At 67.0% G+C, this 12,891-nt stretch carries 8 protein-coding genes and 1 tRNA gene; 6 read left to right on the plus strand and 3 right to left on the minus strand.

Annotation, left to right across the window (positions count from 1 at the left end; all coding sequences use genetic code 11):
• Positions 1-269: 269 nt before the first annotated feature.
• A tRNA-Arg gene (locus tag H4W27_RS01640) sits at positions 270-346 on the minus strand.
• A gap of 311 nt (positions 347-657) precedes the next feature.
• Here H4W27_RS01640 and H4W27_RS01645 point away from each other — a divergent pair.
• On the plus strand, positions 658-2,532 hold the full coding sequence (locus H4W27_RS01645) for a phosphoenolpyruvate carboxykinase (GTP) (RefSeq protein WP_192594384.1): 1,875 nt from the start codon (positions 658-660) through the stop codon (positions 2,530-2,532).
• A 48-nt stretch (positions 2,533-2,580) separates the two neighbouring features.
• Here the strand turns inward: H4W27_RS01645 and H4W27_RS01650 are convergent, their stop codons facing one another.
• Entirely contained in the window at positions 2,581-4,161 is a 1,581-nt protein-coding gene (locus H4W27_RS01650; protein WP_225938964.1) for a BCCT family transporter, read from the minus strand.
• Between the two features lie 335 nt (positions 4,162-4,496).
• Between H4W27_RS01650 and H4W27_RS01655 the strand changes: the two genes are divergently transcribed.
• The 4 genes from H4W27_RS01655 to H4W27_RS01670 all read left to right on the plus strand — a co-directional run bounded on the left by H4W27_RS01655 (position 4,497) and on the right by H4W27_RS01670 (position 10,434).
• Positions 4,497-6,347 carry a threonine/serine exporter family protein gene (locus H4W27_RS01655; protein WP_192594386.1) on the plus strand — a complete coding sequence of 617 codons (1,851 nt, stop codon included), beginning with the start codon at positions 4,497-4,499 and terminating at the stop codon, positions 6,345-6,347.
• A 44-nt stretch (positions 6,348-6,391) separates the two neighbouring features.
• Entirely contained in the window at positions 6,392-7,234 is an 843-nt protein-coding gene (locus H4W27_RS01660; RefSeq protein WP_318782073.1) for an ABC transporter ATP-binding protein, read from the plus strand.
• Positions 7,235-7,297: 63 nt separating this feature from the next.
• Positions 7,298-8,311, plus strand: a complete 1,014-nt coding sequence (locus H4W27_RS01665; RefSeq protein WP_192594387.1) for an ABC transporter substrate-binding protein — start codon at positions 7,298-7,300, stop codon at positions 8,309-8,311.
• Complete coding sequence (locus H4W27_RS01670) at positions 8,311-10,434, plus strand: iron ABC transporter permease (RefSeq protein WP_318782074.1); 2,124 nt, start codon at positions 8,311-8,313, stop codon at positions 10,432-10,434. Before H4W27_RS01665 ends, H4W27_RS01670 begins: the two co-directional genes overlap by 1 nt.
• Before the next feature lie 72 nt (positions 10,435-10,506).
• Here H4W27_RS01670 and H4W27_RS01675 read toward each other — a convergent pair whose 3' ends face one another.
• Complete coding sequence (locus tag H4W27_RS01675) at positions 10,507-11,919, minus strand: phosphomannomutase/phosphoglucomutase (RefSeq protein ID WP_192594388.1); 1,413 nt, start codon at positions 11,917-11,919, stop codon at positions 10,507-10,509.
• 91 nt (positions 11,920-12,010) lie between these two features.
• On the opposite strand from H4W27_RS01675, the gene H4W27_RS01680 reads away from it, so the two are divergent.
• Complete coding sequence (locus tag H4W27_RS01680; protein ID WP_192594389.1) at positions 12,011-12,862, plus strand: hypothetical protein; 852 nt, start codon at positions 12,011-12,013, stop codon at positions 12,860-12,862.
• Positions 12,863-12,891 lie beyond the last annotated feature (29 nt).

Below are 12,891 nucleotides of genomic sequence, written 5' to 3' on the forward strand. Positions count from 1 at the left end.
ACCACTTTCGAGTGGGTTTAGGCAAACTTTATCTGTGTTTGCCTGTGTATGCAACAGGTTTCGTCGCTCTCACACAGCTTCAGCAGGCATCCTGTGGAAGTCGTGGGAGGGGACAGCACCCGGATCGCTGGGCACCGGTCGGCGCTGCCCTCCACGCCGAAGGATCGTCGCGGCGATGGCCGACAGGTATCGCACCAACAGGAGGTGGGCATGAAAAAAGGCCCCGAACCGAGGGTTCAGGGCCTTTCCGATGTACTGAGACATCACACTGGTGCGCCCAAAGGGATTCGAACCCCCGACCTTCGGTTCCGTAGACCGACGCTCTATCCAGCTGAGCTATAGGCGCATCTTCAATTTTTCTATCTTCACCGCGCGGCTAACGCGACCTAGAAGACTATACACGGACCACCCGGGGCCCTACAAATCATCACAGCCGTCGAGAACCGGCCGCTTCGGCGTCGTCGTCATTTACAAGGCTGTCATCCGGGAACGCTACAGTGGACTACAGCTGGTCCCCATCGGTGCTGACGGGGACGCAGGGATGAGTGCGCACAGTGTTGTGTGCACCCGGAACACCTCAGGTGCTCCAGTCCTTGGGTCCTGGTCGCGCCAACCAGGAGGGGGTCAGGACGAACCTGTACCCAATGGAGGGAAACAATGGTCAACACCGTTGCAACGGCGCCCGGTGAGAACAGCTCCACAGACCACAGGACCACTGCTCCTGCGTTCACGGCTGATGCACCCACCACACACACCCCGCTGCTGAACTTCGTGGAGGAGATCGCAGCCCTCACCCAGCCCGCACGGGTTCACTGGGTGGAAGGCTCCGAAGCGGAGCACCGCACCCTGACTGACGAGCTGGTCGAGACCGGCACTCTGACCCGGCTCACCAGTCCCGACTTTCCGAACTCCTTCGCCGCGTTCTCTGACCCCGCAGACGTGGCCCGCGTGGAGTCACGCACCTTCATCTGCTCTGAGAACGAGCGTGACGCCGGGTTCACCAACAACTGGGTCGACCCCGCCGAGATGCGTGAGAAGCTCCAGGGGGTCTTCGCCGGTGCCATGCGCGGGCGAACCATGTACGTGATCCCCTTCGTGATGGGCCACCTGGACGCCGAGGATCCCAAGTTCGGCGTGGAGATCACCGATTCCGCCTACGTGGTGACCAGCATGCGCATCATGGCCCGGATCGGCACCGATGTGCTGCGCAAGATCGAAGAGCTGAATGCCTTCTTCGTGCCGGCGGTCCACTCCGTGGGAGCGCCGCTGGAGCCCGGGGAGCAGGACGTCCCCTGGCCGTGCAATGGCGAGAAGTACATCGTGCACTACCCGGAGACCCGCGAGATCTGGTCCTTCGGCTCCGGCTACGGGGGAAACGCCCTGCTGGGGAAGAAGTGCTACGCCCTGCGCATCGCGTCGGTGATGGCGCGGGATGAGGGGTGGCTGGCGGAGCACATGCTCATCCTGAAGCTGACCAGTCCAGCGAACCGCAGCTACTTCATCGCCGGTGCGTTCCCCTCGGCCTGCGGCAAGACGAATCTCGCGCTCATCGACCCCACGCTTGAAGGGTGGAAGGCCGAGACCCTGGGCGACGACATCACCTGGATCCGGCCGGGTCACGACGGTGAGCTGCGTGTGGTCAACCCGGAGTCCGGCTACTTCGGCGTCGCCCCCGGCACGGGCTGGCACACCAACGCCAACGCCATGCGCGCCATCGCCAAGGGCAGCTCGGTCTTCACCAACTGCGCGCTCACCGATGACGGCGGCGTGTGGTGGGAAGGCATGACCGAGGAGCCACCGGCGCACCTGACGGACTGGCGAGGCCAGGACTGGACTCCGGACTCCGATGAGCCGGCGGCCCATCCCAATGCGCGCTTCTGCACCCCGATCGATCAGACGGACATGCTCGCCGAGGAATACTTCGAGCCCGACGGGGTCAGGTTGGACGCCATCCTCTTCGGCGGTCGGCGCAAGACCACGGTTCCGCTGGTCACCCAGGCCCGCGACTGGAACCACGGCATCTTCTTCGGAGCCACGCTCTCCTCCGAGACCACGGCGGCGGCCGAAGGCGCGGTGGGCACGGTCCGTCGGGACCCGATGGCCATGCTGCCGTTCATCGGGTACGACGCCGGAGATTACCTCAAGCACTGGGTGGAGGTCTCCGGTCGGGCAGATCAGTCGAAGCTGCCCGAGATCTTCCTGGTCAACTGGTTCCGCAAGGGTCGGGACGGCAAGATCTCCTGGCCTGGCTTCGCCGAGAACTCCCGGGTGCTGAAATGGGTCACAGAGCGTCTGGACGGGGAGGGTGAGGCCGTGGAGACGCCCATCGGCTTCACGCCGACCATGGACGCCCTGGACCTCTCCGGACTGGAGATCACCCCCGAGGCGCTCGAAGACTCGATCAGAGTCGACCGGCAGGAATGGGCCACCGAACTCGAGGGCATCGATGAGTGGTTCGCCCAGTTCGGGGACTCGCTGCCGACGTCGATCGCGGCGGAGCAGGAGGAGCTGAGACGACGGCTCTCATCCTGAGCAATGGTCTGGAACGGACCCTCTGCCGCCTCGCCCGGTGAGCGGGGTCTAGGAGCCGATCTTCGCTTCCTGCTCAGTGCGTGTGACCGGTCGAGTGTCGCGGAAGCGCGGGTCTCTGCGGATCTCCTTGACCAGAGATACTCCCAGCAGCACGACGATGATCGTGAAGGGGACCGCAGAGAGCAGCGCGGTCTGCTGCAGCGCCTGCAGTCCTCCTGCGAGGAGCAGGACGATGGCGCAGAGCCCGGTGAGCAGGCCCCAGATGCCCAGCATGGGTCGAGTGGGATTCATCGAGCCGCGTGAGGAGAGCACGCTCAGCACGAAGGTGTTGGAGTCGGCGCTGGAGACGAAGAACAGGACCACCATGACCACGGTGAGCACGGAGGTGATCGCGGTGAGCGGCAGCTCTCCCAGCAGCGCGAAGAAGGTCACGTTGGTGTCCTCCAGCGTCGCCTCGCCGATGTTCGTGCCGCGGAACATGTCGGAGTTGATGGCGCTGCCGCCGAAGATGGTGAACCAGAGGCTGAAGACCAGGGTGGGCACGCCGAGCACGGCCACCACGAACTCCCGGATGCTCCTGCCCTTGGAGATCTTCGCGAGGAAGATCCCGACGAAGGCGCCCCAGCTCAGCCACCAGGCCATCATGAAGTAGGTCCACCACTGCATCCACTGCAGGTCCTCGGGCGTGCCGGGGGTGAGCAGCGCGACCATCGGGAACTCTGCGATGAACTGTCCCATGGAGCGGAAGTACAGGTTCGAGATGAAGCTGGTCGGGCCGATCACCAGGACGTAGAGGCCCAGCCCGGCAGCGGCGAGCATCGTCGCCTTGCTGATCCACTTGATCCCTCTGCTGACCCCCGACATGGCGGAGAGCGTGAAGATCACGGTGATGGCGCCGATGATGACGACCTGGACGAAGAGATCGGACGGGATCCCGGTCAGGCTGTTGACCCCTTCGGCGATCTGCGCCGCGCCCAGTCCCAGCGAGGTGGTCGTGCCGAAGAGGGTGGCGATGATGGTGAAGATGTCGATGAGCTGACCAGCCCAGCCGTCCATGCTCCGGCCCAGCACCGGGCGCAGCATGGGGGAGATGAGCCCGGTGTTGTGGCGGCGGTGCGTGGAGTAGGCGATGGCCAGGCCGAAGACGCCGAAGAGCGCCCAGGCATTGGGCCCCCAGTTGAAGTAGGAGAACTGCATGGCCGTCACGGCCGCGTCCATGGTCTCCGCCCCGGCGAGCCCATGCGGCGGAACCATGAAGTGGGTCATCGGTTCCGCGGCGCCATAGCTGATCAGCCCGATCCCCATCACGGTGCCGCAGATCATGGCGATCCAGGACCAGTTGCTGAACTCGGGGCGGTCGTGGTCCTCACCCAGTCGGATCTTCCCGAACCGGCTGAAGCCCATGTAGAGCATGAGTCCGATGCAGCCCGTGGTGACGACCAGGTATGACCATCCGATGTGCTGTGAGGTCCAGTTCGAGGCCGCCGTCATCACTGTGGTCAGGTGCTCCGGCGCCAGCGCCGCCCACAGCACGAACCCGAGCAGCGAGACGGTCGAGACGAGGAAGACCCCGCTCGGGCGCTCGCGGCCGGTCGGGCTCATGGCGTGCTTCTTGGCTGACAGACTCATCGGTTTCACATGTCCTTGGCTCAGCGAGCAGCCAGTGGCCTGTCGCGACGTATGCGCAGGCGATCGCCAGAACATCGGGTCAAGCATACTGAATGACGATCACCGCCGACGACCTGTTGCGCCGAGGACCCGTGCATGGTCCTCTTTCGTCGAGGGAACACGCCGTGACAGACTTGCCGGGTACACCAGGGTTCAACGCATCAGGGTTCAACAGCCGGGGCTTGCGGCGTCAGTGCTGTCATCCTCCCGTCAGGGTCGCTACTGCACACTCACCGCGCGGGCTGTTTTCAGGCTTCCGCCGGTTCTTCCCAGATTCTTCACGCAGCGGAGGCCCCATGCAGCCCCATGATCCGATCCAGGCCGAGAGCGCGTCTGCCGCCATCGATCCACGCATCGATCCCAGCGACCACGAGGCCGTGCTGCTGCCGGTCGTGCACCCCGCCGAGGAGCCGGAAGAGACGGGGAGCTTCGCGCAGCACCTGACCCGGCACGTCATCGATTCCTGGAATCACTCGGCCGCTGAAGAGACTCATCACGACCTGCCCGAGACGAATGAGCCGACGTCGTTCCATGCGCCGGAGCCCTATCGCTTCGAGGATTCGAGCGCACCTCCGACCTTTCCGACATCGACGTATTTCCCCTCCGACGCACTGCATGGGACCGAACAGTGGCCCGACTCCCAAGCTGCCCACGAGGGTATGGACGGCTTTCCGATCGAGGCTGATGGTGTGTTCAACGGCACATCGCAGGGCACGCGTCCGGGACAGCCTGGACGGCGGATCTCCTTCCCGGCGCGGTTCATCGCAGAGAAGTTCACCCGCCCCGTCTCTCAGGCCACCGGCCAGATGTCTACGCTGGACTGGCTCTCCGGAACACCGTTCGAGAACCCCCATCAGGCCCAGGAGCCGGGTGAGGCCGACGAGCTGGTCACGATCAACCTGGTCCTCGACATCGGTGAGGCCCTGTTCCGCTACGGGGCCGGCGCTCTGGAGGTGGAGACCTCCACCATCGCCGTCACCTCTGCCTTCGGGATGAAGAACACAGACGTCGACATCACCAACCAGTCGATCATCCTCAACTGGTCGCCCCCGGGAAAGATCCCGTACTCACGAGTGCGGGTGGTGCGCTCCTGGTCGGCGAACTTTCGGGCGCTCTCCGAGGTGCACACCCTCGTGACCGACATCGCCTTCGGGAGGATCACCCGCGCGGAGGCGGAGGAGACCCTGCAGGACATCACTCGGGACCCCAAGCCCTATCCGCGGTGGGTCGTCGCCATGGCCGGCGCCCTGTTCGCGGGGCTCTTCGCCAGCTACACCGGGGCGCCGCTGCTGGACGCCTCGCTGGGATTCCTGGCGACTCTGCTCGTGCTCGCGGTCACGCGCCAGCTGGCCATCTGGCGCGTGCCGGAGATCTTCACCCTCGCGGCCGGAGGGTTCCTGGCGACAGCTGTGGCGCTCTGTGCGCTCACCATGGGAGCGCCGATCACCACCTCCATGGTGGTCGCGGGGGGACTGATGATCCTGCTCCCCAGCGTGCGGATCGTCTCTGCCATCCAGGATGCGATCAATGCCTTCCCCATCACCGCGGCGGGCCGTCTGGTCTCCTCTCTGGTGGCCTTCTCAGGATTGACCGCCGGGATCATGCTCGGGGTGGTGCTCACCGGGCGGGCCGGCGCCCCCGAGGTCGATGTGACCCGCGAGATCCTGCGGATCTATCACCCCGGTGTCCTCACTCTGCTCGTCTTCCTCACGGCCATCACGGCCGCTGTCGTGCAGCAGGCTCCCTACCGGCTTCTGCTGCCCACGGGAGGAGTCGCTGCGCTCGGCTTCGCAGGGGTCTACGGGGCCGAGTTCATGGGCTTCGGGGGATGGTTCACCCCGATCGTGGGCGCGACGGTGGTCGGGGCCCTGGCGAGGGTGGTGGCACTGCGGCTGCGCGCGCCCCAGCTCGTGGTGGCGGTGCCGGCGATGATGTTCATGCTTCCCGGACTGATCGTCTTCCGCGGGATGTACCAGATAGCGATCAGCGAATCCGTGGCCTCTCGCTCAGCAGGCCTGTATGGGATCTTCGACGCGCTGATCATCATCATGGCGATCGCTGCGGGAATCGTGCTGGGGGACGTCCTGATGCGGCCGCTGACCAAGCGGCTGCAGTCCAACGAACGCAGCAAGGGACGGCGGCGCTGACCCTGGTTAGGGTAACCTTCCCCATAATTTGCTAACATTCAGGTGTGCAAATCAATCACACTCCCGCCACGCTGCGAACAGAGTCGATCTCGGTCTCCTATGGAGCGGCCCCGGTGGTCATCGATGCCGATATCGAACTGCTGCCAGGCGGAGTCACCGCGCTCATCGGTCCCAACGGCAGCGGCAAGTCCACGCTGCTGCGCGGCATCTGCCGTCTCGCCCAGACCCGAGGCCAGGTCACGCTGGACGGCTCCGACAGCGCGGCGCTCTCGCCGCGTGCCTTCGCCAGACGGCTGACCATCCTGGCCCAGCAGCGGCCCACCCCGGGAGGCCTCACCGTGACCGAGGTCGTGGAGCTCGGTCGACATCCGCACCGCCGGCGCTTCAGCCGCACCGACGACGCCTCTCGCCGTGCCGTGCAGCGCGCGATCGAGCTGACCGGACTGGAAGAGCTCGCGCACCGTCCGGTGACCGAACTCTCCGGAGGCCAGCTCCAGCGCGTCTGGCTGGCCACCTGCCTGGCTCAGGAGACCGACGTCCTGCTGCTGGACGAGCCCACCACCTTCCTGGACCTCAAGCACCAGATGAGCCTGCTCGATCTCATCCGGGACCTCGCTGACACCCATGGCCTGACCATCGGTGTGGTGCTCCATGACCTGGAGCAGGCAGCCGACATCGCCGACCGGGTCATCCTGGTCGCAGAGGGCCGGATCACCGCCACCGGCACGCCCGCCGAGGTGATGACCGCAGAACGGCTGAGCGGCACCTTCGGCGTGGACATCCAGGTGACCGAGCTGCCGTTCGGCGGACTGGCCGTGCGTGCCCAGCGTGCCGGACGCCGCGGAGCCGCGGGGCAGCTCACAGAACCGGCACTGCTCTCCGCCTGAGCCTCCGAGTCCTCCGAGAACCCGGTCTGTGAAGACCCCTTCACAGCCTCACCGAAAGGAACCATGCCCACTATGAACCTCTCTCCACGCCTCGGCAGGACAACGGCGGCCGCCGTCGTCGTCCTGATGGCACTGACCGCATGCGGCACCACCGACGTCGGAGAGACCGAGGACGAGTCGGCCTCCGCCGATTCGGGACCGGTCACCGTCACGGACTATCGCGGGGAGGAGATCACCCTGGATGCCCCCGCGGAGCGCGTGGTCACCCTGGAATGGGCGCAGACGGAGAACGTCGAGATCCTCGGCGGCAATCAGGTCGGCGTCGCTGACCTCGAGGGGTATGAGATGTGGAACTCGGCCGCGCCGGTCGAGGAGGGCACCACCGACGTGGGGCTGCGCACCGAGCCCAGCCTCGAGGCCATCGGCCAGGCGGACCCCGACCTGATCCTGGGTGTGGACGTCTCCGTCCCCGAGGGCCTGCTGGAGGATCTCGAGGAGATCGCCCCCGTGGTGCTGCAGCCCGGTGCCGACGCCTCGGATCCGCTGGGCAACATGGAGGACAATTTCCGCGTGACCGCGGAGCTGCTCGGCGCGGAGGATCGTGCCGATGAGGTCTGGACCGAGTTCGAAGAGACCCGCGACGCCGGCGCCGCGACCATCGAAGCCGCAGGTGTGGGCGGCACCCCCTTCGTTCTGGTCTACCCGACCGTCGAGGGCAACACCGCCACCTTCCGCATGCACGGCCCCGGAGCTCTGGCCCAGACCCTCGGTGAGGAGATCGGTCTGACCTCGGCCTGGGAGGACGAGGGTGACGAGGCCTTCGCGATCAGCCAGTCTGACATCGAAGGGCTGACCGCGCTGGAGGAGGACACGATCCTGTACTGGTGGACCGCGGAGACCGAACCCGAGGATCCCTTCGCCGAGCTCGAGGACAACTCGGCCTGGACCTCCCTGGGCTTCGTCGAGAATGAGGCCACTCACCCGGTGGAGGAGATCTGGATCTACGGCGGGCCCGCCTCGGCGGGTCAGTGGATCGACTATCTCGCCGACACCGCAGTCGAGACTGCCGGCCAGTAGTGACGCCGCTGGAGACTGTCGCCGGCACGACCCCCGCCGCGGCAGCGGTCCGGGACGCGCCGGGCAGGGCACGCGCAGCCGCGACCGCAGCCCTGGTCCTCGGCGCAGCGCTGCTGCTGGCGCTCTCCCTGGTGCACCTGACCCAGGGCACCTCGGCGGCATCGCCGCTGGACCTGCTGGCGGCACTCTTCAGCTCCGACGACGGCGCCGCCGCCTCTCAGCTCCGGGCCCTCGCACTGGATTCGCGGCTTCCGCGGCTCGTGGGAGGGCTCGTGGTGGGAGCGGCGCTGGGCGTGGCCGGATGCGCGCTGCAGGCGATGACCCGCAACCCGCTCGCCTCACCGGACACGCTGGCCGTCAACGCAGGGGCGCATCTCGCGCTCACTGCGGCGGCGGCCTTCGGCGTCTCGATGCCGCTGCTGAGCTCCGCCGCACTGGCCTTTCTCGGCGGAGGCACGGCGGCCGGCGTCGTGCTGCTGCTCGCAGGGTTCTCCGAGCATGCGCCGATCCGGCTCGTGCTCGCCGGCACTGTGGTGGCCATGGGACTGGCCTCGGTCACCGCCGCGCTGCTCATGCTCTATGCCCAGTCCACCCAGGGGCTCTTCCTCTGGGGTGCTGGCACGCTGAACCTCGCGGGTCTCTCCGGGCTGCTGCCCCTGCTGCCGGTCGTTCTCGCCGCAGCCATCGGACTGGTGCTGCTCTCGCGCAGCACTGATGTGCTCGCGCTGGGCACCGACACCGCCCAGTCCATGGGAGTGAACGTGGCGTTCCTGCGTGGAGCGCTGCTGGTCTGCGCCGTGGCGCTGTCCGCCGCCTCGGTGACAATGGTCGGCCCGCTGGGCTTCGTGGGCCTGTGCGCCCCCGCGATCGTCCGGCTGGCCGCGTCCAGGGTGAGCCGGCTGGGTCGCTTCGCCTGGGCACTGGGAGCCTCGGCCCTGGTCGGGGCGCTCATCGTGATCGGCGCCGACGTGGCCGTGCGTGCCCTGGTCTTCGCCGTGGCCGGTCCGAACCTAGCGGTGGCGATACCCACCGGTGTGGTCACCTCGCTGGTCGGCGCCGTGTTCCTGGTGGCCCTGGCCCTGCGGATGCGCAGCGCCGGCGGCAACCAGGAGATCTCAGCGATGCCGCTGCCACATGGGGTCACGCTCAGTCGACGGGTCATGTTCACCCTCGCCGCGGCCGTGCTGCTGATGATCCTCGCCGGCGCGGGGATGCTGCTGGGGGACTGGTGGCTGAAGATCGGCGACGTCCAGCTCTGGATCTCCGGAGAGGCTGCGCGCGCCATCGAGATCACCCTGGACTTCCGTGCGCCTCGCGTGGCCGCCGCCGTGCTGGCCGGGGCCGTGCTGGCGATCGCGGGTGCGCTGGTGCAGACCGTGACCCGCAACCCGCTGGCGGACCCCGGCATCCTGGGTGTGGCAGCCGCAGGAGGCGCCGGCGCTGTGGTGGCGCTGATCCTCTTCAGCACTTCCGCCTGGACCATGTCCGCCGGCGCCATGGTCGGGGCGATCATCGCCGGGCTCGTGGTGTTTCTGCTGGCCGGTTCGCGCGGAAGCTCCCCGGAGAAGGTGGTGCTGGTCGGCATCGGCGTCATGACTGCAGCTCAGGCGATCACCCAGCTGCTCATCTCCTCGACGAACCCCTATAACCAGGCCATGGCCATCTCGTTCCTCGGCGGCTCCACCTTCGGCACCACCTGGAGCGACCTGACCCCGATCCTGCTGATGCTGGTGCTGTCAGTGCCCGTGCTGATCTTCCTGCGCCGCGAGCTGGACCTGATCAGCATCGATGAGCTGACCCCGCGCATCCTCGGAGTCCGGCTGGCTCGGGTGCGCGCGACGGCGCTGATCATCGGAGTGCTGCTCTCGGCGGTCGCCGTCGTCGGAGTCGGGGTGATCAGCTTCGTCGGGCTCGCCGCCCCGCATATGGCACGCATGCTCGTGAGCAGAGAGCACAGATGGTTCCTGCCGGTGGCGGCGCTGCTGGGCGCAGTGCTGGTCTCGGTCTCGGACACCTTCGGCCGGACCGTGATCGCTCCGGATCAGCTTCCGGCGGGGCTCGTGGTCGCGGTGCTCGGCCCGCCCTACCTGCTCTGGCTGCTCAAGCGTTCGACCCGCAGCTGAGGCTGACGCGTCCGCCGCCTCAGACCGCCGATTCAGCCCACCGGTTGAGCTCGGCGGGTTCAGCCCACCGGTTCAGCTCTGTCGGACCAGTCCGAGGACCTCGTCGCGGACGGATTCCATCTGCTCCTGGCTGTGGGCCTCGCCGTTGAAGCGCAGGAACGGCTCGGTGTTGGAGGGCCGCAGGTTGAACCACCAGGTGCCATCGCTGGCGCGGACGGTCAGCCCGTCCATATGGGAGATCTCCACGTCGCGCTCGGCGAAGCTGGTCTCCACCCGTGTCGCGGCCGCGGCCTTGTCCTGGACCTCAGAGTTGATCTCACCGGAGGCGAAATAGGGGTTGAACTCGGCGGCGAGCTGGCTCAGCGGCTCGTCCTGGTTGCCCAGCGAGGCCAGCACATGCATGGCGGCGAGCATCCCGGTGTCGGCGTTGAAGAACTCGCGGAAATAGTAGTGCGCGGAGTGCTCCCCGCCGAAGATGGCCTGCTCCTGCGCCATCACGGCCTTGATGTAGGAATGTCCCACGCGGGTCTCCACCGGGCGTCCACCGGCCTGCTCCACCAGCTCCGGGACCGCGCGGGAGGTGATCAGGTTGTGGATCACCACCGGGGTGTCCTCACCTTCGGCCTGGGCGCGGGTGATCTCGCGGCGGGCCACCAGCGCGGTCACCGCGGAGGGGGAGACGGGCTGACCCAGCTCGTCGATCACGAAGCAGCGGTCGGCGTCGCCGTCGAAGGCCAGACCGATGTCCGCCCCGGTCTCGCGCACGGCGGCCTGCAGGTCGCGCAGGTTCTCCGACTCCAGGGGGTTGGCGGGGTGATTGGGAAAGGTGCCGTCGAGCTCGAAGAACAGCGGGGTGATCTCCAGTGGCAGCGGTGCGAGGAGGTCATCGCCGAGCACTGCACCGGTGGTGAGCCCGGACATGCCGTTCGCGGCGTCGACCACGACCTTGAGCGGGCGGATCCCGGAGAGGTCCACCAGGGAGCGGAGGTACTCCGCGTACCGGGCGAGGATGTTGACCGTCTCCACCGAACCGGGTGCTTCCACCGCTGGGATCTCTTCGGCCTCGAGGTACGCCTGCGCGGCGTCGCGGATGTCTTCCAGCCCGGTCTCCGCGGAGAGCGGCACGGCACCGGCCTTGGACATCTTCATGCCGTTGTACTCGGCCGGGTTGTGGCTGGCGGTGAAGACGACGCCGGGGGCGTCCAGCGTGCCGGAGGCGAAATAGAGCATGTCCGTGGAGATCAGGCCGAGCTGGGTCACGTCGGCGCCACGAGAGGTGGCGCCCTGCGTGAAGGCGGCGGCGAAGTCTCCCGAGGAGGCGCGCATGTCTCCGCCCACGAGCACGGTCTGTCCCGCCAGGCCGAGGATGTCCACGAAGGCGGCGCCGACGGCGCGCACCGACTCTTCGGTGATGGTCTCGTCCACGAGCCCGCGGACGTCATAAGCCTTGAATGAGGCAGAAAGATCAATGGTCACGGGGCTCATCGTACGTGAGCGGCATTCATCTAGCCCGCGCACAGGTGAACAGACGTAGACTGGCGTTGTGGAGATACTGGTAGTACTGGCAATAGGTGTCATGTTGTTCCTGGGTATCCGGATGCTGATGCAGCGGCAGGCCCAGAAGCTCAACGATGGCATCAAGGGCTCTGTCACCGCCGAGAACGCACGCAAGGCGGCGCTCGCGCTGACTGATGAACAGCACCGCGAGGTGTACCGCGCCATCGGTGCCGAAGACGGCCGCCGGGCGCTCGCTGTGTTCAAGCAGTCCACCGGGGCGCCGATCAAGGACTGCATCATCGCGGTCCAAGCCCTGCATGCGTATCCGCAGCAGTCACCCTCCGAGCTCAGGGCCGAGGACTCGCTCAACGACGACGGCGGCTCGGCAGTCTCCAGCCCCCTCGACACCGAGGACCGCTCCGGCCGCGAGGATGACGTCCTCGACGGCGAGCTGGTCGAAGACGCGATCGACGGTGTGCGCGAGGACGCGGACAGCTCTGAGGATGATTCGTCCCGGCCCATCGGCGAAGCGGACCCGCAGACCGGGGAGATCATCGGCGAGAACTCCCAGCAGATTCCAGACATCCCCGGAGGCGAGCCCCGGGCCCCCGAAGAGACCCCCCAGGACGTGGACGAGCGGGCCCGCCGGCTGATGGCGGAATCCGGCTTCGATCCCGAGGATGAGCTGACCATCCCCGAGGACTGGGGCACCGAGGAAGAAGAGATGGCGGGCTTCCACCTCGAGGTCCAGCGCGGTGAGGAGAAGATCACCCTCTCCCATGACGACCTGGAGCCCTGGGTCCACGATCAGCTCTACGCCCTGCTGCGCGACGACCTGGTGGATGATGCGGCCGAGCTGCTCTCCGCGCACTCCCCCCTGACCACGGAGGAAGCCCGCAAGTTCCTCGTGGTCTTCAAGAACCAGACCTGAGCCGGCTTGCGGCAGACTCCGTGACAGAG

Source organism: Nesterenkonia lutea (assembly GCF_014873955.1).
GTDB lineage: Bacteria > Actinomycetota > Actinomycetes > Actinomycetales > Micrococcaceae > Nesterenkonia > Nesterenkonia lutea.

Bases quoted from the DNA above. Each gene is read 5' to 3' on its own strand.
- H4W27_RS01675 (WP_192594388.1), bottom strand. From the start codon at position 11,919: ATGAGCCCCGTGACCATTGATCTTTCTGCCTCATTCAAGGCTTATGAC.
- H4W27_RS01680 (WP_192594389.1), top strand. From the start codon at position 12,011: ATGTTGTTCCTGGGTATCCGGATGCTGATGCAGCGGCAGGCCCAGAAG.
- H4W27_RS01665 (WP_192594387.1), top strand. From the start codon at position 7,298: ATGCCCACTATGAACCTCTCTCCACGCCTCGGCAGGACAACGGCGGCC.
- H4W27_RS01655 (WP_192594386.1), top strand. From the start codon at position 4,497: ATGCAGCCCCATGATCCGATCCAGGCCGAGAGCGCGTCTGCCGCCATC.
- H4W27_RS01645 (WP_192594384.1), top strand. From the start codon at position 658: ATGGTCAACACCGTTGCAACGGCGCCCGGTGAGAACAGCTCCACAGAC.
- H4W27_RS01650 (WP_225938964.1), bottom strand. From the start codon at position 4,161: ATGAGTCTGTCAGCCAAGAAGCACGCCATGAGCCCGACCGGCCGCGAG.